This is a genomic window from Pseudomonas sp. H1_F01 (assembly GCF_054681425.1).
In genome coordinates this window covers 521,846-543,097 of sequence record NZ_CP162823.1, presented here as the reverse complement: position 1 = coordinate 543,097, position 21,252 = coordinate 521,846, and the positions used below count along the sequence as shown (strand labels likewise).

The 21,252-nt window shown below is 61.0% G+C and carries 16 protein-coding genes; 6 read left to right on the top strand and 10 right to left on the bottom strand.

The features are described from left to right. Positions 1-53: 53 nt before the first annotated feature. Complete coding sequence (locus tag AB4O09_RS02455; protein ID WP_003206620.1) at positions 54-1,268, bottom strand: cytochrome P450 family protein; 1,215 nt, start codon at positions 1,266-1,268, stop codon at positions 54-56. Between the two features lie 228 nt (positions 1,269-1,496). On the opposite strand from AB4O09_RS02455, the gene AB4O09_RS02450 reads away from it, so the two are divergent. Then, a complete protein-coding gene (locus AB4O09_RS02450; RefSeq protein ID WP_038858943.1) occupies positions 1,497-2,654 on the top strand; it encodes an EstA family serine hydrolase in 1,158 nt (385 codons plus the stop codon). Between the two features lie 136 nt (positions 2,655-2,790). Here AB4O09_RS02450 and AB4O09_RS02445 read toward each other — a convergent pair whose 3' ends face one another. Further along, positions 2,791-3,918, bottom strand: a complete 1,128-nt coding sequence (locus AB4O09_RS02445) for a transglycosylase SLT domain-containing protein (RefSeq protein WP_028237449.1) — start codon at positions 3,916-3,918, stop codon at positions 2,791-2,793. A gap of 187 nt (positions 3,919-4,105) precedes the next feature. Here AB4O09_RS02445 and AB4O09_RS02440 point away from each other — a divergent pair, with 187 nt between their 5' ends. The 4 genes from AB4O09_RS02440 (at position 4,106) to AB4O09_RS02425 (ending at position 9,934) form a co-directional block, all read left to right on the top strand. Then, on the top strand, positions 4,106-4,594 hold the full coding sequence (locus tag AB4O09_RS02440) for a CesT family type III secretion system chaperone (protein WP_003206625.1): 489 nt from the start codon (positions 4,106-4,108) through the stop codon (positions 4,592-4,594). An 11-nt stretch (positions 4,595-4,605) separates the two neighbouring features. Then, the gene (locus AB4O09_RS02435) at positions 4,606-6,729 is read left to right on the top strand and encodes a hypothetical protein (protein WP_027912902.1); all 2,124 of its coding nucleotides are present in this window, start codon (positions 4,606-4,608) and stop codon (positions 6,727-6,729) included. 355 nt (positions 6,730-7,084) lie between these two features. After that, a complete protein-coding gene (locus AB4O09_RS02430; RefSeq protein WP_460107907.1) occupies positions 7,085-9,490 on the top strand; it encodes a penicillin acylase family protein in 2,406 nt (801 codons plus the stop codon). A gap of 102 nt (positions 9,491-9,592) precedes the next feature. Further along, positions 9,593-9,934, top strand: a complete 342-nt coding sequence (locus AB4O09_RS02425; RefSeq protein ID WP_258636360.1) for a carboxymuconolactone decarboxylase family protein — start codon at positions 9,593-9,595, stop codon at positions 9,932-9,934. Positions 9,935-10,390: 456 nt separating this feature from the next. On the opposite strand, the gene AB4O09_RS02420 is transcribed toward AB4O09_RS02425, so the two are convergent. From AB4O09_RS02420 to AB4O09_RS02385, 8 genes are all read right to left on the bottom strand, one after another. Beyond that, positions 10,391-11,278, bottom strand: coding sequence for an ABC transporter permease subunit (locus AB4O09_RS02420; RefSeq protein ID WP_003206632.1), 888 nt, complete (start codon positions 11,276-11,278; stop codon positions 10,391-10,393). After that, positions 11,275-12,195: an ABC transporter permease subunit gene (locus AB4O09_RS02415; RefSeq protein WP_003206634.1), complete on the bottom strand. Its 921-nt coding sequence runs from the start codon at positions 12,193-12,195 to the stop codon at positions 11,275-11,277. The genes AB4O09_RS02420 and AB4O09_RS02415 overlap by 4 nt, the downstream gene beginning before the upstream one ends. Further along, on the bottom strand, positions 12,192-13,334 hold the full coding sequence (locus tag AB4O09_RS02410) for an ABC transporter ATP-binding protein (protein ID WP_003206635.1): 1,143 nt from the start codon (positions 13,332-13,334) through the stop codon (positions 12,192-12,194). Before AB4O09_RS02410 ends, AB4O09_RS02415 begins: the two co-directional genes overlap by 4 nt. Positions 13,335-13,395: 61 nt before the next feature. Next, positions 13,396-14,493: a polyamine ABC transporter substrate-binding protein gene (locus tag AB4O09_RS02405; RefSeq protein WP_003206636.1), complete on the bottom strand. Its 1,098-nt coding sequence runs from the start codon at positions 14,491-14,493 to the stop codon at positions 13,396-13,398. A gap of 184 nt (positions 14,494-14,677) precedes the next feature. Further along, positions 14,678-15,775 (bottom strand): polyamine ABC transporter substrate-binding protein, encoded by a 1,098-nt coding sequence (locus tag AB4O09_RS02400; RefSeq protein WP_013694498.1) that lies wholly within the window; start codon positions 15,773-15,775, stop codon positions 14,678-14,680. A 182-nt stretch (positions 15,776-15,957) separates the two neighbouring features. After that, positions 15,958-17,322, bottom strand: a complete 1,365-nt coding sequence (locus AB4O09_RS02395) for an aspartate aminotransferase family protein (RefSeq protein ID WP_013694499.1) — start codon at positions 17,320-17,322, stop codon at positions 15,958-15,960. Between the two features lie 58 nt (positions 17,323-17,380). Next, positions 17,381-18,739, bottom strand: coding sequence for a glutamine synthetase family protein (locus AB4O09_RS02390; RefSeq protein WP_003206640.1), 1,359 nt, complete (start codon positions 18,737-18,739; stop codon positions 17,381-17,383). A 40-nt stretch (positions 18,740-18,779) separates the two neighbouring features. Beyond that, positions 18,780-19,556: a gamma-glutamyl-gamma-aminobutyrate hydrolase family protein gene (locus tag AB4O09_RS02385; RefSeq protein ID WP_013694500.1), complete on the bottom strand. Its 777-nt coding sequence runs from the start codon at positions 19,554-19,556 to the stop codon at positions 18,780-18,782. A gap of 278 nt (positions 19,557-19,834) precedes the next feature. Between AB4O09_RS02385 and AB4O09_RS02380 the strand changes: the two genes are divergently transcribed. Next, positions 19,835-21,211: a glutamine synthetase family protein gene (locus tag AB4O09_RS02380; protein WP_003177396.1), complete on the top strand. Its 1,377-nt coding sequence runs from the start codon at positions 19,835-19,837 to the stop codon at positions 21,209-21,211. The last annotated feature ends 41 nt before the right edge of the window (positions 21,212-21,252 follow it).

Below are 21,252 nucleotides of genomic sequence, written 5' to 3'. Positions count from 1 at the left end.
CGAGGGAGCTTGCTCCCGCCGGGCTGCGCAGCAGCCCCTTTTTCATGAACACCTCAGCCCACCGACCAACACACCGGCAACGCCTCCGGCCCCCTGAAGTTGGGCACATAGCGCCAGCGTACGGCGCCGGGATCGACCGCCAATTGCAGCCCAGGGCAGCACCGAAGAAGTGTGTTCAATGCAATTTCCAATTCCTGCCGGGCCAACGAGGCGCCCAGGCAATAGTGCGTGCCTTTACCGAACGACATGTGCGGGCAGGCCGGGCGAGTGATGTCGAGCGTGTCAGGATTTGCACACAGCGCTTCGTCACGATTGGCCGAACCCACCACCGCAATCAGCAGTTGCCCGCGCAGCAAACGCTGTCCCGCCAGTTCGGTGTCCCGGGTAACGAAGCGGACCATGGCCCGCTCCACCGAGGAGTCATAGCGCAGAAACTCCTCGACCGCGCCAGGCATCAACGCCGGCTCGTCACGCAATCGCGCCAGCGCCTTCGGATGCTGCACGAGCATGTGCACCGCATTGGCGATCATCGATGCCGACGTTTCGTGCCCGGCGATGATCAGCAGCGCGATCATGCTGCACAGCTCACTTTGGCTGAGCATGCTGCCCTCTTCCTCGACCTGCGCCAGCGCCGAAACCAGGTCATCGCCCGGCTGTGCTCGACGCCGGTCGATCAGCGCGAGCATGTAGCCCGCGAATTCGTTGTAGCAACGCTGCAACTCGCTCAGGTCGTGCCCCACCTGCTGGACGATCATGTGGGACCAACGGCGGAAATCGTCACGATCTTGTGCGGGGACGCCGAGCAGCTCAGCGATGACGGTGATCGATAAGGGGAATGCATATTGGCCCACCACGTCCATTTGCCCGCTCGACCGCACGGGCTCCAGCAAGGTCTCGGCGATCTGTTCGATACGCGGCCGCAGGGCGTTCACCGCCTTCAAGGTGAACGCCTTGTTGACCAGGCGACGCAAGCGGCGATGACTGTCGCCATCGCGGTTGAGCATGTGGTCGTTAAGAAATGCGATGGATTGCTCACCGCCGAGCATCGCAGCGAACTGCGCATCGATCCGCGACGGGTCACGGGCGAAGCGCTCGTTGTCCAGCAGCACCTCCTCGACTTCCCGAGCGCCGGTGACGTACCACATCGGTAGCTGCCCTTCGGCCTGGCTGAAGAACACCGGGGACGCTTGGCGCAGCGCCGCATAATGCCGGTAAGCCTCGCCGCGAAACGCGTCGCTATTCAAATCAAGGGTACGTTCGTAAGCCATGAACACTCTCCAGGGGCATCAATCATTGCTCCTGAGTGGCAGGGCTCGCCAAAAAAGATCCCTGTGGAAGCGAGCTTGCTCGCGATGGCGGTGTATCAGTCACTTCAATGTTGGCTGACGCACCGCTATCGCGAGCAAGCTCGCTCCCACATGGGGTCTACCTGTCGGTGAACCGTTTGCACGGCCACGGTCACTCAAAGGAAACACCAACCCGTATGTGGAGCTGACATGACGCGTGCACTTGCTATCCATGGCCAATGCGACACCCGTTTCGAACCGGTCGAAGCGGCGTTTATCCAGCTGATGCAAAGCCCCTTCGAACGCGGCGCCGCCCTTTGCATCCAGATTGACGGCGAAATCGTTATCGACCTGTGGGCCGGCATTGCCGGGCCGGAGCCGGACAGCCATTGGCAGCGCGACACGCTGCTCAATCTGTTTTCCTGCACCAAGCCCTTCACGGCGGTGGCGATCATGCAACTGGTCGGCGAAGGACGCCTGGACCTGGACACGCCGGTCTGCCAGTACTGGCCCGAATTCGCCAACGCCGGCAAAGCATCCATCACTGTGCGCCAGGTGCTTTGCCACCGCGCCGGGCTGCCGGCGCTGCGCACGCCCCTGGCACCGGAAACCCTCTACGACTGGCACACCATGACCGACCTGATCGCCGAGGAAACTCCCTGGGCCGCAGCCGGAGAACAGCAAACCTATTCACCCTTGCTGTTCGGCTGGATCCTCGGTGAACTGCTTCGCCGGGTGGATGGCCTGACGCCGGCGCAAAGCATTCACCAGCGAGTGGCGGTGCCGCTCGGGCTGGACTTCCACCTCGGCCTGGACGACGCGACCATCGCACGCTGCGCCTACATGGCACGGACCAAAGACGAGATCGACGACGAAGCGTTTGGCCGGGTGCTGACGGACGTGCTCAACGAGCCGACCGCCATGAGCACACTGGCCTTCGCCAACCCACCCATGGTGCTGGGGCGCAGTAACGAGGCGGGCTGGAAACGCATGACCCAACCGGCGGCCAACGGGCACGGCAATGCTCGCAGCCTGGCGGCGTTCTACACCGGCCTGCTCGATGGGCAACTGCTGGAGTCACCGCTGCTCAACGAAATGTTGCGCGAGCACAGCGCCGAATACGACCCGACCATCCAGACCCGAACGCGTTTCGGTCTGGGCATCATGCTCAACCAGCCGGACGTGGCGAACGGCAGTTATGGCATGGGCAACGAGGCGTTCGGCCACATGGGCGCCGGTGGCACCATCGGGTTTGCCGACCCTGAACGCGGCGTGGCATTCGGCTTCGCCTGCAACACCATTGGCTCCTACGTCTTGATGGACCCACGCGCACGCGGCCTGGCCAATGTCGCGATGGGCTGCCTGTAGGCCCTGGATGATCAGCTCAATGCTATTCATTTAAGCGAAAGATCAGGTTGTGGGGAGTTGTGGAAGATCGTTCCTCACGCTCCGCGTGGGAATGCCGCCAGGGACGCCCCGCGTTCCGCTTCTGGAAGCAATCGACTTACACCCCTGGCGGCACTACCACCTCCGCCACTTGCGGCTCGGCCGTATCGGTATCGGGTGAGGCAACCACTTGTTCTTCGCTACCGGCCACGCGGGGCAGCGCGGCCTTGGCGATCATGTCCGGCTGGGCCAGCAACCTGTGCGACGCATCCAGGGGCATCAGCAAGCGTCCCCTGGCCCGGCCACGCACGGCAGGGTTGAGCATGCGCAACTCTCGCTCATGAACACCGGACAACTGTGCCAGGTGCGCCAGGTCCACGGGCTGCGCCAAGGCGACCATCTGGAAATACGGCTGGTCGGCGATGGGCGCCAGGCTCACGCCATAGTCGGCGGGCGTATTCACCAACTGCGACAGCGCCAGCAGCCGCGGCACATAGTTCTGGGTCTCGCCGGGCAACGACAGGTTCCAATAGTTGGTCGCCAGGCCGCGGGCGCGATTGCGCGTGATCGCGTCGCGTACGCGCCCCTCCCCGGCGTTGTAGGCGGCCAGCGCCAGCAGCCAGTCGCCGTCGAAGTAATCGTGCAGGTAGGACAAATAATCCAGGGCGGCCCGCGTCGATGACGGAATGTCCCGGCGCTCGTCATAGTCCCCCCGCTGCTGCAATTGATAACGGCGCCCCGTGGCGGGAATGAATTGCCAGAGGCCCAGGGCCTGGGCAGGCGATTGGGCGTTCGGATTGAACCCGCTCTCGATGGCTGGCAACAGCGCCAGTTCCAGCGGCATGTTGCGCTTGTTCAGTTCACCCACGATGAAGTGCAAGTAACGGCTGCCGGCGCGCCCGGTCTGGGTGAGAAAAGCCGGGCGATCCATCAGCCAGCGGCGCTGCTCATCGATGCGCGCCACACCCTGGGTCTTGGCCTGCAAGGAAAAACCCTGGCGCATGCGCGTCCACAGGCTGCCGCCACCGTTTTGCGGGGATGACTCGCTGATCTGGATGATCGTGTCCGTAGGCGCCGGTTCAAGCCAGCGCAGTTGCGAGCGGTAAGGCTCGTTGGCGAACGGATCGCCGATGGTCAACTGCGGTTCGAGGTGCTGGCAGCCATACAGCAAGGTCCCCATGGCCAGCATGGACAACCCTTTAGGGACGAATCGAAGGGCCGGCAAAGGTGCAAGTGATCGGGACATGGGCGGTCAACCTTGAATGAGGTGGCGCCATTGGGTGGCAGATCACCGGACAGCGGTTCCACGCCGATCACCTCGATCATCGCCATCGGACGGCAGCGGCGTGCAGTTGGAACCGAAATGCCGCAGGTGTCACTCACCATGGGCAGCAGGCGCTCGTCGGCGCCTGGATGACAATGCGAGGTCACTCATGGCGTCACCCACCTATTGCAAGCTGATCGATCAGCTCTGCGAACTCACAATGATTCCTACCCCGTCAGCGTTCTACGAGCAGGCGAACCTGTCGGTCAAGGATGTGGACTTTTCCCTGAAGCACACCCCTGGCGTGGGTGAGGGAGACGTCTTTATCTACTGCAGCTTCGGGCCATTGCCGGTGGCGAATCGGGAAGCGGTCCTGCAACGGCTGCTGGAAACCAACCTGTACCTGCTGAGCGGCGCGTTCTGCCCTTCCCTGTCCTACAACCGCGACAGCGAACAGGTGATCCTGATCGGCCACGTCCCCCTGGAAACCCTCACGGCCGAGCGCCTGCTCGGGCTGATGGGCGGTGCCGCCGACATGGCGCTGATTTGGCGCGATGGCTACTTCTTCGACGGCGCCAACCCAAACGACACCGCCAAGACCGCCCAGCACAAACCCACCCCCCGTAGCACCGGGCTCAACAGCGCCCTGTCAATCTAGGAGAGCACGACATGCCAGATTTATCAGTAGGACGAAGCACCAGCTCGGCGGCGTTGCACCAGCAGGACGATCGGATCACGCCGGTGGGAACCAGCCTCTCGGGGCAGGTTCGGCCCTCCACGAATCCCCTGGTGCCTTATCACTTCGAAGGACAGGCGTCCGACAAGACCCAGCAAACACTCAGGACCAGGCAGCAGCGCCTGACAGGACTGGTCAACAGCCTCGGCAAGAAAAACCCTGAGAGCGACCCCATCGGCTATGCACGTGAGCATATGAGCCTGGAGGGCAAAGTATTGGGCTACGCGCCAGGCACAAGTTATCAAGATGTACAGAAGCATCTCGCCGAACTCGGCGGCACGCCGCACCCGATGCTGTCGGGCCACGAAGAAACCGAAGCATTCGTCAAGGACTTCAACGAGTACCTGGGCAAGAACGAGGATGACAGGAAAGAGGACGGCGGTTTCAAAGCCGTCTGGGACAAACACTGCGAGCGCATGGGTAATACCCTTGGTGCCTATCATTCGTTGTGCCAGGAAGTCATCGATAAAACCCCGGAAGGGAACGATCGCCAACTGCTGCAAAATAGCCATGAAGCCTTCCGCGGTTATGCCAAAGGTGTCATGCAAGCCATGACGCAAGACATGCCCACGCGCTTGAACACCTTCATGGAAAGCCGAATCGAGCACGCGCAAAGTGCAGCGACCAACGAGAGCCTTTCCCAACCCGAACGAGACCAGGCGAAAGATCAACTGGGCCAGTTGCGCGAAGTCCAGGGGGAGCTTGGCGAGTTGCTCAAGACCGATGACGACAAGCCGAACACGCCAAGCGAACTGGCAACGGCGACGAAGAAAAACGAGGTGCTGGATACCGCGCTGAAGAACGTCGCACGCCAGGACTATGTCGCCGACCTCAAGACCAAGAGCGGCTTTGTAACCGGCCTGGCGGTGTTCGCCGGGGCTGGGATCCCGCAGGGCGTGGCGTCTGCGGGCCACTTTGGCGCAATCACTGCGTCGATTGATGAAAAAATGGCGGACGCCTCCTACGGCAAGCATGTCGCGGCGACCTCGACTGTCCTTGGCGCCGCTCACAAGGTGATCAGCGACGGCATCCGCCCATTCGTCCAGGTCGTCGTCGACAAGACCATCGGCGCCGGCCTGGAAAAAGTCGATCCGATGTCGGTCTATCCCAAGGCCTTGCAAGTCGTCACGCAGGACGGACGTCGGGTCGAGAACGCTGGACGCGATGCCCTCAACCTCACACAGGAGCAAAAGCGCAACGACTTCAAGCTCAAACAGAACGCGAACAACTTTGGCACCATGAGTGGTGACTTCACCGGCTACCTCGCCTTCGGTGCCGCCCATGCTGTGCGCGATACCATTGATCAATTCACTTCGGTAAACGCCGGCGGCATCGTCGCCCGCACGACGGCCTCCGCAGTGGGCGGCACCTTCATGGCGGGCGGCCAGGCAGTGGCGAAATATGCGCAAACCCACGGTGACGAGGAGATTCCCACCTACCGGGTGACAAAGGAAAACCGCAACTGGAGCGAACTGTTACCCAAGGCGTTTTCCGAAGCGACAGGAAAGCTCAACCCGATCAGCATGACCAACGTCAGCGACTACGCCAACCGGATCGTTGGCGTAGGTGAAGGTGTCGCCATGCGTACAGCCGTGGGGGACGCAGCCGCGGTGGGTGAAAACCCGGAAGTGCGGGAAAAAATGGAGCAAATTGTCACAACCTTCTTCTCCTCCGGCCTGACGCTGCTTCCGTTCTTTGCCAACAGTGTGGCGGCACCGCTCGAAAACAAGGCGCTGAGCGGCAAAGACGACCTGACCAAACGAGCAAACGTACCGCTGCAGAACGTGACAAGTCCAAACCGAGACGGCCTGCCCCACACCCAGCCGGAAGGCTGGCGGCGCGACCTCGAAAATACCTACCACGTGACCCGCGGCCTTACCCAGGTCGTTCCGCAAACCGCTATCGCGGGGCTTAACCTGGGTACCGAATGGGCCCAGAGCCTGGCACCGAGGCCCAAAAAAGCCTCTGGCGATGACATTCAACTGGCAGAGCGAGGCGAAGCGCGGCCCCAGGGCGGACCGTCCAACGAACCAGCACCCACCACCCGGCCAAGCTGATGAAACCGCCGGGCCATCGTTCGATGGCTTGACGATCACCGGTTGAAACGCCCTCCTACGCCGGTCGCAGGAACCTCCTGTGGCCGGCCCTCGCGACACACGCCGACTCATATCCCTTTGCGCTTCGACGACGGCCGACGTGATTGCCGTGCCGATCGACGATAGCCTTCCGATTCAAGGCGCCGGCCTCCAAAGCCCAGCCACTGCCCGAGATCGTCCACCGCCTATACTCCCGCCCGCGAAGCGACTTGGAGAAAATCCCTCCGACGGACGATGCACCGGGAAGCAGCCATATGCTAAACAGGGAATCAACAGCGGGACCATGGAGCCGCTGTCACCAGAATAAGGAATCACCATGAAACGCACCCTCATCGCCTTCCTGTCATTGATCGTCACCGCGATCATCGTCGCGGGCGGCTACCTCTACAGCAAGCAGCCCACCCGCCAGGGCACGGTGCAGCTGCAAGGACTGCATGGCTCGGTGACGGTGCGCTACGACGAACGCGGTGTGCCGCATATCCGTGCCGAGAACGAAACCGACCTGTACCGCGCCCTCGGTTATGTCCATGCCCAGGATCGGCTATTCCAGATGGAGATCATGCGCCGCCTCGCCCGTGGTGAGCTGGCCGAGGTGCTGGGGCCGAAACTGCTCGACACCGACAAGCTGATGCGCAGCCTGCGCATCCGCGAGCGTGCCGCGGCCTATGTGACCGAGCAGGACCCACAATCCCCGGCCTGGATCGCCATGCAAGCCTACCTGGACGGCATCAACGCCTATCAGGACAGCCACACCCGGCCCGTGGAATTCGATGTGCTAGGCATTCCCAAGCGCCCCTTCACCGCCGAAGACACCGTGAGCATTACCGGCTACATGGCCTACAGCTTCGCCGCGGCCTTTCGCACCGAACCCCTGCTGACCTACGTGCGCGATGTGCTGGGTGCCAACTACCTGAACATTTTCGACCTCGACTGGCAGCCTCAGGGCGTGCTGGCCGAAGGTCGCAATGGCGGCCTGCCGCTGGCGGCCGCCGACTGGAAAGACCTCAATGCCCTGGCCCGCCTGAGCGAGCAGGCCCTGGCTGATAACGGCCTGCCGCAGTTCGAGGGCAGCAATGCCTGGGCGGTTTCCGGCAGCCGCACCCACAGCGGCAAGCCGTTGCTGGCGGGTGACCCGCACATCCGTTTTTCCACACCTTCGGTGTGGTACGAGGCGCACTTGTCGGCCCCGGGGTTCGAACTCTACGGGCAGTACCAGGCGCTGCTGCCCTTCGCGACGCTGGGCATGAACCGCGATTTTGGCTGGAGCATCACCATGTTCCAGAACGACGACCTGGACCTGATCGCCGAGAAGGTCAACCCGGACAATCCCGAACAGGTCTGGTATCGCGACAAATGGGTGGACATGACCCGCAGCGAACAGCAGATCGCGGTCAAGGGCCAGGCGCCAGTGACGCTGGTGCTGCGCCAGTCGCCCCACGGTCCGATCGTCAACGACGCCCTCGGTGCGAATGCCGGCAAGACCCCGGTCGCCATGTGGTGGGGATTCCTGGAAAGCCGCAACCCGATCCTCGAGGCTTTTTACCAGCTCAACCGCGCCGACACCCTCGCCAAGGCCCGTGGCGCTTCGGCCAAGATCCACGCACCGGGGCTGAACGTGGTGTGGGCCAACGCCAAGGGGGACATCGGCTGGTGGGCCGCCGCGCAATTACCCAAGCGGCCGGCCGGCGTGAAGCCCGGCTTTATTCTCGATGGCAGCAGCCCGGAGGCGGAAAAGGAAGGCTTCTATCCGTTCACCAGCAACCCGCAGGAAGAGAACCCGGCGCGGGGCTACATCGTCTCGGCCAATTTCCAGCCGGTGCCGGCCAGCGGCATCGAGATCCCGGGTTACTACAACCTCGCCGACCGCGGCCAGCAACTCAACCACCAACTCAGCGACAAGCAGGCGAAGTGGGACATCGAAACCACCCAGAAACTGCAACTGGGCACCACCACCGCCTACGGCCCTCGCCTGCTCGCGCCTTTGCTGCCGGTGCTGCGTGAAGTGGTCAGCGACCCACAGGAACAAAAATGGGTGGAACAACTGGCTCAATGGCCGGGCGATTACCCCCTGGACTCCACCAGTGCCACGCTGTTCAACCAGTTCCTGTTCAATCTGGCCGACGCGGCCCTGCACGATGAACTGGGCGATGGCCTCTTCGAAACCGCGCTGTCGACCCGGGTGATCGACGCAGCCCTTCCACGCCTGGCGGCTTCAAAGGATTCACCGTGGTGGGATGACCGCACAACCCTTGGCACGGAGACCCGTGCCGATACCGTGAAAAAGGCCTGGGACAAGAGCCTGGCGCACCTGAAGGTCACCTTCGGCGACGATGCCACGCAATGGCAATGGGGCAAGGCCCACACCCTGACCCACGGCCACCCGCTGGGCCTGCAAAAGCCGCTGGACCGGATCTTCAACGTCGGCCCGTTCGCCGCACCGGGTACCCACGAGGTGCCCAACAACCTCTCCGCCAAAATCGGTCCGGCGCCCTGGCCGGTGACCTACGGGCCTTCGACGCGGCGCATCATCGACTTCGCCGACCCGACCCACAGCGTCACCATCAACCCCGTCGGCCAGAGCGGCGTGCCGTTCGACAAGCATTACGAGGACCAGGCCGAGGCGTACATAGAAGGGCTGTATCACCAGGCGCACCTGGCCGAGGAAGAAGTGACGGCCAATACCCATGGCACCTTGAAACTGTTGCCGGCACGGGCGCCCTGAAGCGGGCGCGCAAGTCTTTTTCATCGCCACCCGGGCTTGATCGTCATTGATGGTCAAGACTACAAGGGCGCAATCCCGCCTTTCCCACTAGGAGTCAACGCTATGTTCAATAACTGGTCCGAGCTGCTGCCTACCATCAAGAGCGCCTTTGGCGCCCTGGGCAAAAGCAATCCGAAGATGGTCAAGGCCTACATGGTCCTGGACGAAGCCGCGGCTGAAAACGACGTGCTCGACGCCAAGACCCGTGAGCTGATCTCCATCGCCGTCGCCATCACCACGCGCTGTGACGGTTGCATCGGCGTACACACCGACGCCGCCATCAAGGCCGGCGCCACCCGCGAAGAAATCGCCGCCACCCTCGCCACCGCGGTGTCCCTGAACGCGGGCGCGGCCTACATCTACTCCCTGCGCGCGCTGGAGGCCCATGACGCGTTGAAGAAGTGAAGGGCCAATACCTGCCCGCCGCTATCGCGAGCGAGCTCGCTCCCACATTGGATCTGCGTTTGGCCGCGGATTTATAGGCAACCCAAAAACCTGTGGGAGCCGAGCTTGCTCGCGATGGCGGCCTGACATTCAACCTCTTCATCGACTGCCACACCGCTTTCGCGAGCAAGCCCGCTCCCACATTGGATCTGCGTTTGGCCGCGGATTTATAGGCAACCCAAAAACCCTGTGGGAGCCAAGCTTGCTCGCGATGGCGGCCTGACATTCAACACTTTCATTGACTGCCACACCGCTTTCGCGAGCAAGCTCGCTCCCACATTGGATCTGCGTTTGGCCGCGGATTTATAGGCAACCCAAAAACCTGTGGGAGCCGAGCCTGCTCGCGATGGCGGCCTGACATTCAACACTTTCATTGACTGCCACACCGCTTTCGCGAGCAAGCCCGCTCCCACAGGTTTAGACCGGTGCGGTCTCTGCCCTGCGTACTTCCGGTTGTTTCCAGGAGTCGGCGGCGCTTTCTTCGATCGCTTGCTGGATCGCCCGCTTACGGCTTTCTTCGGCGCGGCGGCTGAAGTACCAGACCAGGAAAGTCACCAGCGACACCGCCAGCAGGATCAGGCTCGCCACGGCGTTGATTTCCGGTTTTACCCCCAGGCGCACCGCCGAGAACACTTCCATCGGCAAGGTCGTCGAGCCAGGGCCGGAGACGAAGCTCGCCAGTACCAGGTCATCCAGGGACAGCGCGAACGACATCATTCCCCCCGCCGCCAGTGACGGTGCGATCATCGGGATGGTGATCAAAAAGAACACCTTCCAAGGCCGCGCACCGAGGTCCATCGCCGCTTCTTCGATGGACAGGTCCAGCTCACGCAAGCGCGCCGAGACCACCACCGCCACATAGGCCGCGCAGAACGTGGTGTGGGCGATCCAGATCGTGACGATGCCACGCTCCTGAGGCCAGCCAATCATCTGGGCCATGGCCACGAACAGCAGCAACAGCGACAGACCAGTGATGACTTCCGGCATCACCAACGGCGCGGTGACCAGGCCGCCGAACAGCGTGCGGCCCTTGAAGTGGGTGATGCGAGTCAGCACGAAAGCCGCCAGCGTACCCAGGGCCACCGCGGCAATCGCCGTGTAGCAGGCGATTTCCAGCGAGCGCAACACCGAACCCATCAGCTGGCTGTTGTCCAGCAGGCCGACGTACCACTTGATCGACCAACCGCCCCACACCGTCACCAGCTTCGAGGCGTTGAACGAGTAGATCACCAGAATCAGCATCGGTGCGTAGATGAACAGCAAACCCAGCACCAGCATCAGGCTTGAAAAACTGAAGCGCTTCATTCCTTGCCCTCCATTTCTTTGGCCTGACTGCGGTTGAACAGGATGATGGGCACGATCAGGATCGCCAGCATCACCACCGCCAGGGCGGATGCCACCGGCCAGTCACGGTTGTTGAAGAATTCCTGCCACAGCACTTTGCCGATCATCAGGGTTTCGGGGCCGCCCAGCAGTTCCGGGATCACGAACTCACCCACCACGGGGATGAACACCAGCATGCAACCGGCGACGATGCCGTTCTTGGACAGCGGCACGGTGATTTTCCAGAAGCTGTTGAAGGTGCTCGAACCCAGGTCCGACGCGGCTTCCAACAGGCTGGGGTCATGCTTCACCAGGTTGGCGTACAACGGCAGGATCATGAACGGCAGATAGGAGTAGACGACCCCGATATAGACCGCCAGGTTGGTGTTGAGGATTTGCAGCGGTTCGCTGATCCAACCCATGCTCAGCAAAAAACCGTTGAGCAAACCGTTGTTGCTGAGGATGCCCATCCACGCGTAGACGCGGATCAGGATCGCGGTCCAGGTCGGCATCATGATCAGCAGCACCAGCACTGTCTGCATCTCTTTGCGGGCATTGGCGATGCCATAGGCCATCGGATAACCGATCAGCAGGCACAAGACGGTGCTGATCAGCGCCATCTTCAGCGAGCCAAGGTAGGCGGCAATGTACAGCTCGTCCTCGCTCAGCATCGCGTAGTTGGCGAGGTTGAGCAGCACCTGCAGCTTCTGGTCGACGTAGCTGTAGATCTCGGTGTACGGCGGGATGGCCACGTCGGCTTCGGCGAAGCTGATCTTCAGGACAATGAAGAACGGCAACATGAAGAACAGGAACAGCCAGATGAAGGGCACCCCGATGACCAGTTGGCGGCCACCGGGCGTTATTCGATCGAGTCGGCGTTTGAGTTTGCGCAGGTTCATGAGCGAAGCACCACGCCGCTGTCGTCTTCCCACCAGACGAATACCTGGTCGCCCCAAGTCGGACGCTGGCCGCGGCGTTCGGCGTTGGCGACGAAGGACTGCACCAGCTTGCCGCTCGGCAACTCGACGTAGAACACCGAGTGGCCACCCAGGTACGCGATGTCATGGACCTTGCCGCTGGACCAGTTGTTCTCGCAGGTCGGTTGTTCGGCGGTGACCAGCAGTTTTTCCGGGCGGATGGCGTAGGTCACCGACTTGTCCTGCACCGAGGTGCTGATGCCGTGGCCCACGTAGATGTTGCGGTCCAGGTCCTTGCAGGTCAGCACCGCGTGGCCTTCGGCGTCGTCCACCACTTCAGTCTCGAAGATGTTGACGTTGCCGATGAACTCGCAGACCAGCCGGCTGGTCGGGGTTTCGTAGATGTCGATCGGGCTGCCGATCTGGGCGATCCAGCCCAGGTGCATGATCGCGATGCGCTCGGCCATGGTCATGGCCTCTTCCTGATCGTGGGTCACCATGACGCAAGTCACGCCAACCCGCTCGATGATCTCCACCAGCTCAAGTTGCATTTGCGAGCGCAGCTTCTTGTCCAGGGCCCCCATCGGCTCGTCGAGCAACAACAGCTTCGGCCGCTTGGCCAGGGAACGGGCCAGGGCCACGCGCTGGCGCTGGCCGCCGGAGAGCTGGTGTGGCTTGCGCTTGGCGTACTGGCTCATCTGCACCAGCTTGAGCATTTCAGCCACGCGGGCATCGACCTCGGCTTTCGGGATCTTGTCCTGCTGCAAGCCGAAGGCGATGTTCTGCGCCACGGTCATGTGGGGGAACAAGGCGTAGGACTGGAACATCATGTTGATCGGCCGCTCGTAGGGCGGCATGTCGGTGATGTCCACACCGTCGAGGTAAATCCGCCCTTCGGTGGGCCGCTCGAAACCGGCCAGCATGCGCAGCAAGGTGGATTTGCCCGATCCCGAACCGCCGAGCAAGGCGAAGATCTCGCCTTTCTTGATTTCCAGGGACACATCGTCCACGGCAATCGTCTCGTCGAACTTCTTCGTGACCCGGTCGATTTTGACCAACACCTGCTTGGGTGTCTGGTCGCCCTCGAGGGCTTTCTTATAGGCGCCGGAGGCAACTGCCATTTACGAAACTCCCACAGAATTTGCAGTTCGCCCCACGCGGACGAACCTAAGAGTGTTGACGTTATTTACCCGACTTGACCTTGGTCCAGCTGCGGGTCATGAGTCGTTGGATCTTGGGCGGCAACTCGGAGTTGACGTAGAGCTTGTCGACGACCGCTTGCGGTGGGTACACCGCTTCATCGGTGCGCACTTTCTGGTCCATCAGTTCGCCAGCCTTCGGGTTCGGGTTGGCATAACCGACAACATCGCTGACCTGGGCGATGACCTCAGGCTTGAGCACATAGTTGATGAAGGCATGCGCTTGTTTGACGTTGGTGGCGTCACGCGGGATCGCCAGCATGTCGAACCAGAGATTGCCGCCTTCCTTGGGGATCACATAGGCGATTTCGACGCCCTTGCCGGCTTCACTCGCACGGGCGCGGGCCTGGAAGATGTCGCCGGAGAAACCGGCGGCCACGCAGATCTCGCCGTTGGCCAGATCGGAGATGTACTTGGAGGAGTTGAAGTAAGTCACGTAAGGCCGGATCTTGAGGAGCTGGGCTTCGGCCTTCTTGTAGTCTTCAGGGTCTTCGCTGTTGGGGTTCAGGCCCAGGTAATTGAGCATCGCCGGGATCATCTCGTCGCCCGAGTCGAGGAACGAAACACCGCAGCTGGACAGCTTCTTGATGTTTTCCGGCTCGAACAGCATGGCCCACGAATCGATCTTCTCGACGCCCAAGACTGCCTTGATCTTCTCGACGTTGTAGCCGATGCCGTTGGTGCCCCACAGGTAAGGCACGGCGTACTGGTTGCCTGGGTCGTTCTTTTCCAGGCGCTTGAGCAGCGCGGGGTCGAGGTTGGCGTAGTTGGGCAACTGCGCCTTGTCGAGCTTCTGGAACGCCCCGGCCTTGATCTGCTTGCCCAGGAAGTGGTTGGACGGCACCACCACGTCGTAACCGGTACGCCCGGCCAGCAACTTGCCTTCCAGGGTTTCGTTGGAATCGAACACGTCATACACCGGCTTGATGCCAGTGGCTTTTTCGAAATCCGCCAGGGTGGTCTCGCCGATATAGTCCGACCAATTATAAATATGCACGGTGGAGGCAGCCTGGACGCTGACGGCGAGCGTCAGACCGGCGCCGACCAGCAAGGCGTTACGTAACAAAGAAAAGACTGGCACGTGGAGGTCCTCTTAAATAGTTGGGCCCAAGTTGCCCCCGTTACTTGGCCAAGAGAGGCCCTGCAACAAAACCGGCGCGCAACTTACCCTCGATAAACCGATCCAGCAAAACTTTTAGTTATTTAATTGCTCCTGTTGCCGCCGCCGCGATGGCAGCGACAACAGGAAGATGCTTCAGGCCGGCTTATTTACCGGATTTGATCTTGGTCCAGCTGCGGGTCATGATCCGCTGGGTCGCGGCGGGCAGGTCGGCAATCGCGTAAAGCTTGGCTTGCACGTCTGCCGGCGGGTAGATGCCCGGGTCGCTGGTGATTTCCTTGTTGACCAGCGGCGTGGAGGCCGCGTTGCCGTTCGGGAAGCTCACGGTGTCGGTGATTTCAGCCATGATTTCCGGCTTCTGCAGGAAGGTCATGAACTTGTAGGCACCCTCGACGTTCTCGGCATCCTTGGGGATGGCGACCATATCGAAGAAGCTGCCAGCACCTTCCTTCGGAATGTTGTAGCTGACTTTAACCTTGCCGCCGGCTTCGGCAGCACGGGATTTGGCCTGGTAGATGTCGCCCGAGTAGCCGACCGCTACGCAGATGTTGCCGTTGGCCAGGTCGGAGATGTACTTGGAGGAGTGGAAGTAGCCGATCGAAGGACGGATCTTGAGGAACAGCGCCTCGGCTTCAGCCAGTTGTTTCTTGTCCTGGCTGTCGGTCGGGTAGCCCAGGTAGTGCAGCGCCACCGGGATCATCTCGGTCGGCGAATCGAGAAAGCTGATGCCGCAGGATTTCAGCTTGGCCGCGTTTTCCGGCTTGAACAGCAGGTCCCACGAGTTGGTCGGCGCGTCGGCACCCAGGGCCGCCTTGACCTTCTCGGCGTTGAAACCAATGCCGATCGAACCCCACATGTACGGGAAGGCGTGCTCGTTACCCGGGTCGCTCACCGAAACGGCCTTGAGTAGGTCGGTGTTCAGGTTTTTCCAGTTGGGCAACTTGGACTTGTCGAGTTTCTGGTAGACCCCGGCCTTGATCTGCTTGGCCAGGAAGTTGTTCGACGGCACCACGATGTCATAACCGGACTTGCCGGCCAGCAACTTGGCTTCCAGGGTTTCGTTGCTGTCGAACACGTCGTAGACGACTTTGATTCCCGACTCTTTCTCGAACTTGGCGACGGTATCCGGCGCAATGTAGTCGGACCAGTTATAGACGTGCAGCACTTTGTCGTCCGCCTGAACAGCGCCCGCCATCACGCCCATCAGGGACATGGCGAGGAGGGTCTTGCCAGCTATCTTCATACCTAATGCCTTCATGAAAAAATGCTCCAGTTATTCTTCTTAGCCACAGTTCAGTAGCCGGCTCGCGGGCAACTTGAACAGCCGGTAGTCTGGCAAGTTACAGGCCAGGCTTTCAACACAAGCCCAGCCTTTTATTCTCGCTGGGCGAGGCCCTTGCAGGCACCTCGCTCAGAGCCTAGCACTTAGCCTTGCAACGCACTGAGCGTCAGGTCCAGGCACTGCCGCGCCTTGGTCACCAATTCATCGATCTCGGCCTTGCTGATCACCAGCGGCGGCGCAATGATCATGGTGTCGCCCACCGCGCGCATGATCAGCCCGTTATCGAAGCAGAACTGCCGGCAGATCATGCCCACGCCCTTGCCTTCGTAGCGCTTGCGCGTGGCCTTGTCCTGAACCAGCTCGATCGCCCCCAGCAAACCGACACCGCGCACTTCACCCACCAGCGGATGATCGTTCAGTTCCCGCAAACGCTTCTGCAAATAGGGTGCCGTTTCAGCATGGACGCGCTCGATGATCTTTTCGTCGCGCAGGATGCGGATGTTTTCCAGGGCCACTGCCGCGGCCACCGGGTGACCGGAATAGGTAAACCCGTGGTTGAAGTCGCCGCCTTCATTGAGCACCGCGACCACGTCGTCACGCACGATCAGCCCGCCCATGGGGATGTAGCCGGAGGTCAGGCCCTTGGCGATGGTCATCATGTGCGGTTTCAACCCGTAATAGTCGGTACCGAACCACTCACCGGTACGACCGAAGCCACAGATCACTTCGTCGGCCACGAACAGGATGTCGTACTTGGCGAGGATTTCCTTCATGCGCGGCCAGTAGCTGTCCGGCGGCACGATCACGCCGCCAGCGCCCTGGATCGGCTCGGCGATGAAGGCACCGACGTTGTCCACGCCGAGCTCCAGGATCTTTTCTTCCAACTGGTTGGCCGCCCACACGCCGAACTCTTCGGGGCTCATGTCGCCGCCTTCGCCGAACCAGTAAGGTTGGGCGATGTGGACAATGCCCGGGATCGGCAGGTCGCCCTGCTCGTGCATATAGGTCATGCCGCCCAGGCTCGCGCCGGCCACGGTCGAACCGTGATAACCGTTCTTGCGGCTGATGATGACTTTCTTGTTCGGCTGGCCCTTGATCGCCCAATAGTGGCGGACCATCCGCAGCATGGTGTCGTTGCCCTCGGAGCCGGAACCGGTGAAGAACACGTGGTTCATGCCTTCAGGGGCGATGTCGGCGATGGCTTTGGACAATTCCAGCACCGGCGGGTGGGCGGTCTGGAAGAACAGGTTGTAGTACGGCAGCTCGCGCATCTGTTGGCTGGCGGCATCGGCCAGTTCCTCGCGGCCATAACCGACGGCCACACACCAGAGGCCGGCCATGCCGTCGAGGATCTTGTTGCCTTCACTGTCCCAGAGGTAGACACCCTTGGCGTGGGTGATGATGCGCGGGCCTTTCTCTTTGAGCTGCTTGAAGTCACTGAACGGCGCCAGGTGGTGATCGTTGCTCAGGGCCTGCCATTCACGGGTTTGCGGGTTGTTGCGGGTCATGCCAATTCTCCTTTTATCGGTGAGGGCGAAGCTGCCTGAAGCAGCCTCGCCCGGCGCTTCAGACGGCGAAGAGCAGGAATTCCCGCTCCCACGAACTGATGACGCGCTTGAAGTTTTCATGCTCGGCCCGCTTGACCGCGACGTAGCCTGTGATGAATTTCTTGCCCAGGTATTTCTCGATGGTGGTGCTGTTTTCCATGCGTTCCAGGGCGTCTTCGATGGTCAGCGGCAAACGCAGGTTGCGGCGTTCGTAGCCTCGGCCCACCACCGGCGCGCTCGGGTTGATGCCTTCGACCATGCCGATGAAGCCACACAGCAGGCTGGCGGCAATCGCCAGGTACGGGTTGGCGTCGGCGCCCGGCAAGCGGTTTTCCACCCGCCGGTTCTGCGGCCCGGCATCCGGCACACGCAGGCCCACGGTGCGGTTCTCTTCGCCCCACTCCACGTTCACCGGCGCCGACGTGTCCGGCAGGAAGCGGCGGAACGAGTTGACGTTGGGGGCGAACAGCGGCAACAGCTCGGGGATGAATTTCTGCAGGCCACCGATGTGGTGCAGGAACAGATCGCTCATGGTCCCGTCTTCATTGGAGAAGACGTTCTTGCCGGTTTCCTTGTCGATGATGCTCTGGTGCAGGTGCATCGCACTGCCCGGCTCGCCGGTCATGGGCTTGGCCATGAAGGTGGCAGCCACGTCGTGCTTGAGTGCCGCTTCGCGCATGGTGCGCTTGAACACCAGGATCTGGTCGGCCAGGGACAGGGCATCGCCATGACGGAAATTGATTTCCATCTGCGCCGTGCCGTCCTCGTGGATCAGGGTATCGAGGTCCAGTTCCTGCAGTTCGCACCAGTCGTAGACGTCTTCGAACAGCGGGTCGAATTCGTTGGCCGCTTCGATCGAGAATGACTGGCGGCCGGTTTCCGGGCGCCCGGAGCGGCCAATGGGCGGTTGCAGCGGAAAGTCCGGGTCGTCGCTGCGCTTGGTCAGGTAGAACTCCATTTCCGGCGCGACGATCGGCTGCCAACCCTTGTCGGCGTAGAGCTTGAGTACTTTCTTGAGCACGTTGCGCGGCGACAGCTCGATGGGGTTGCCCTGCTTGTCGTAGGCGTCGTGGATGACCTGGGCAGTGGGCTCGATGGCCCAGGGCACAAGGAAGACTGCGTTCTCGTCCGGGCGACAGATCATGTCGATGTCGGCGGGGTCGAGCAGTTCGTAATAGATGTCGTCTTCGACATAGTCGCCCGTAACGGTCTGGAGCAGAACGCTCTCGGGCAGGCGCATGCCTTTCTCGGCAATGAACTTGTTGGTCGGCGAGATCTTGCCCCGGGTGATACCGGTGAGGTCGCCAATCATGCATTCGACTTCTGTGATCTTGTGGTCTTTCAACCAATCGGTGAGCTGGTCGAGGTTGTTACTCATAAATGCCTCTAGGCGTGAGTTTCCTGACTGCTATTAGTCGTCAGGCGTTGTTTGACGCATCGGCGTCGCGTTGTGTTGCCCTTGCTCGGCAGGCATCGCCAAATGCCTGGAAAATCGCAAGGTAGTGCGGGTTAGAGCTTACCTCCCATTCGGGGTGCCATTGCACACCTAAAGCAAAAGCCTTGCCTTCTGGCACTGAAATAGCCTCGATCAGCCCATCGGGGGCCACCGCTTCGGCCCGCAACCCAGGTGCCAGGCGCTCGATGCCTTGGCTGTGGATCGAATTGACCTCTATCAGCTGGGGCAGCCCCAGGCCTGCCAATACGCCGCCAGACTGGATATGCACGGCGTGGGCAGGGCCGTATTGAACATCCACCGCTTGAGTATCGTCTTCACGATGATCGATGAACGTTCCGACTTCATGAACTTTCTGATGCAGGCTGCCGCCAAAGGCTACGTTCATCTCCTGGAAACCTCGGCAAATGCCCAGCACCGGGATGCCCGCCTCGACAGCGGCGCGGATCAGCGGCAAGGTGGTGGCGTCCCGTGCAGGATCATGAGCAGTGCCTGGCGCACTGGGCGGGCCCTGGTAATGAAAAGGTTCTACATTGGAAGGAGAGCCGGTAAAGAGAATGCCGTCCAGAGCGTCCAGAATATCGGACGGTGGGAGCAGATCCGCCAGGGACGGGAGCAGCACGGGCAGGCCCTTGGCGGCTGTCGCGACAGCCCGGGAATATTTATCGCCACTGATGTGATAAGCATGCAGACCAATCTGCCTGGAGCAGGTGGTGACGCCGATTAACGGCAGGCGAGACATGAAGCACCCCGGTATTATTGCTGTTATGGGTTTGAATCGAGCTTAGCCTTGTTCATTTTTTTACACAACACCCCCGTAAAAAATACAACACGGCCCGCTCAAGCCCGCGGGCGCCAAGACCCTTAAAGGGAAAAAAACGCCCTAAATTGCCTCAAAAAAGCCCTGAAGGTGCTTTTTTAGGGCAAAAAAGGCCCTGCTTGACTTCGGCATGCCGTTCGGGTTGACTGGCTTTCGAAGAGATCAATGATTGATATTTTTAACAACAAAGGTGTTGCATCATGTCGGTACCCCCGCGTGCCGTTCAGCTTAACGAAGCGAACGCGTTCCTTAAGGAACATCCTGAGGTTCTGTACGTTGACCTTCTGATTGCGGATATGAATGGTGTGGTGCGCGGCAAGCGCATAGAACGCACCAGCCTCCACAAGGTTTACGAGAAAGGCATCAACCTGCCGGCCTCTTTATTTGCCCTGGATATCAATGGCTCTACGGTGGAAAGCACCGGCCTGGGTCTGGACATCGGCGATGCCGACCGGATCTGCTATCCAATCCCTGACACCCTGTGCAACGAGCCTTGGCAGAAGCGCCCCACTGCGCAACTGTTGATGACCATGCACGAACTCGAAGGCGAGCCTTTCTTCGCCGACCCGCGTGAAGTCCTGCGCCAAGTCGTGACCAAGTTCGATGAACTGGGCCTGACCATCTGCGCCGCATTCGAGCTGGAGTTCTACCTGATCGACCAGGAGAACGTGAATGGACGCCCACAACCGCCCCGCTCGCCGATCTCCGGCAAACGCCCGCACTCGACCCAGGTCTACCTGATCGATGACCTCGACGAATACGTCGATTGCCTCCAGGACATTCTGGAAGGGGCCAAGGAGCAAGGCATTCCCGCCGACGCCATCGTCAAGGAAAGTGCCCCGGCGCAGTTCGAAGTGAACCTGCACCACGTGGCCGACCCGATCAAGGCCTGCGACTATGCGGTCCTGCTCAAGCGTCTGATCAAGAACATCGCCTACGACCATGAAATGGACACCACCTTCATGGCCAAGCCTTATCCGGGCCAGGCGGGTAATGGTCTGCACGTCCACATCTCGATTCTTGATAAAGATGGCAAGAATATTTTTGCCAGCGAGGATCCCGAGCAGAACGCCGCACTGCGTCACGCGATCGGCGGTGTGCTCGAGACCCTGCCCGCGCAGATGGCTTTCCTCTGCCCGAACGTCAACTCCTACCGTCGTTTCGGCGCACAGTTCTACGTGCCGAACTCGCCGACCTGGGGCCTGGACAACCGCACCGTGGCCTTGCGCGTCCCTACCGGTTCGGCCGATGCCGTGCGCCTGGAACACCGCGTCGCCGGCGCCGATGCCAACCCCTATCTGCTGATGGCCGCCGTGCTGGCGGGCGTACACCATGGCCTGACCAACAAGATCGAGCCCGGTGCGCCGGTGGAAGGCAACAGCTACGAGCAGAACGAGCAAAGCCTGCCGAACAACTTGCGCGATGCCCTGCGCGAGCTGGACGACAGCGAAGTCATGGCCAAGTACATCGACCCGAAATACATCGATATCTTCGTAGCCTGCAAGGAGAGCGAGCTGGAGGAGTTCGAACACTCCATCTCCGACCTCGAGTACAACTGGTACCTGCATACCGTGTAAGCGGGTTGCAGTAAAAAAATAACGCCGCGGCCCTTAAAGGG

Coding starts and splice junctions, on each gene's coding strand:
- AB4O09_RS02435 (WP_027912902.1), top strand. CDS start 4,606: ATGCCAGATTTATCAGTAGGACGAAGCACCAGCTCGGCGGCGTTGCAC.
- AB4O09_RS02440 (WP_003206625.1), top strand. CDS start 4,106: ATGGCGTCACCCACCTATTGCAAGCTGATCGATCAGCTCTGCGAACTC.
- AB4O09_RS02450 (WP_038858943.1), top strand. CDS start 1,497: ATGACGCGTGCACTTGCTATCCATGGCCAATGCGACACCCGTTTCGAA.
- AB4O09_RS02395 (WP_013694499.1), bottom strand. CDS start 17,322: ATGACCCGCAACAACCCGCAAACCCGTGAATGGCAGGCCCTGAGCAAC.
- AB4O09_RS02445 (WP_028237449.1), bottom strand. CDS start 3,918: ATGTCCCGATCACTTGCACCTTTGCCGGCCCTTCGATTCGTCCCTAAA.
- AB4O09_RS02380 (WP_003177396.1), top strand. CDS start 19,835: ATGTCGGTACCCCCGCGTGCCGTTCAGCTTAACGAAGCGAACGCGTTC.
- AB4O09_RS02455 (WP_003206620.1), bottom strand. CDS start 1,268: ATGGCTTACGAACGTACCCTTGATTTGAATAGCGACGCGTTTCGCGGC.
- AB4O09_RS02390 (WP_003206640.1), bottom strand. CDS start 18,739: ATGAGTAACAACCTCGACCAGCTCACCGATTGGTTGAAAGACCACAAG.
- AB4O09_RS02400 (WP_013694498.1), bottom strand. CDS start 15,775: ATGAAGATAGCTGGCAAGACCCTCCTCGCCATGTCCCTGATGGGCGTG.
- AB4O09_RS02430 (WP_460107907.1), top strand. CDS start 7,085: ATGAAACGCACCCTCATCGCCTTCCTGTCATTGATCGTCACCGCGATC.
- AB4O09_RS02425 (WP_258636360.1), top strand. CDS start 9,593: ATGTTCAATAACTGGTCCGAGCTGCTGCCTACCATCAAGAGCGCCTTT.
- AB4O09_RS02420 (WP_003206632.1), bottom strand. CDS start 11,278: ATGAAGCGCTTCAGTTTTTCAAGCCTGATGCTGGTGCTGGGTTTGCTG.
- AB4O09_RS02415 (WP_003206634.1), bottom strand. CDS start 12,195: ATGAACCTGCGCAAACTCAAACGCCGACTCGATCGAATAACGCCCGGT.
- AB4O09_RS02410 (WP_003206635.1), bottom strand. CDS start 13,334: ATGGCAGTTGCCTCCGGCGCCTATAAGAAAGCCCTCGAGGGCGACCAG.
- AB4O09_RS02385 (WP_013694500.1), bottom strand. CDS start 19,556: ATGTCTCGCCTGCCGTTAATCGGCGTCACCACCTGCTCCAGGCAGATT.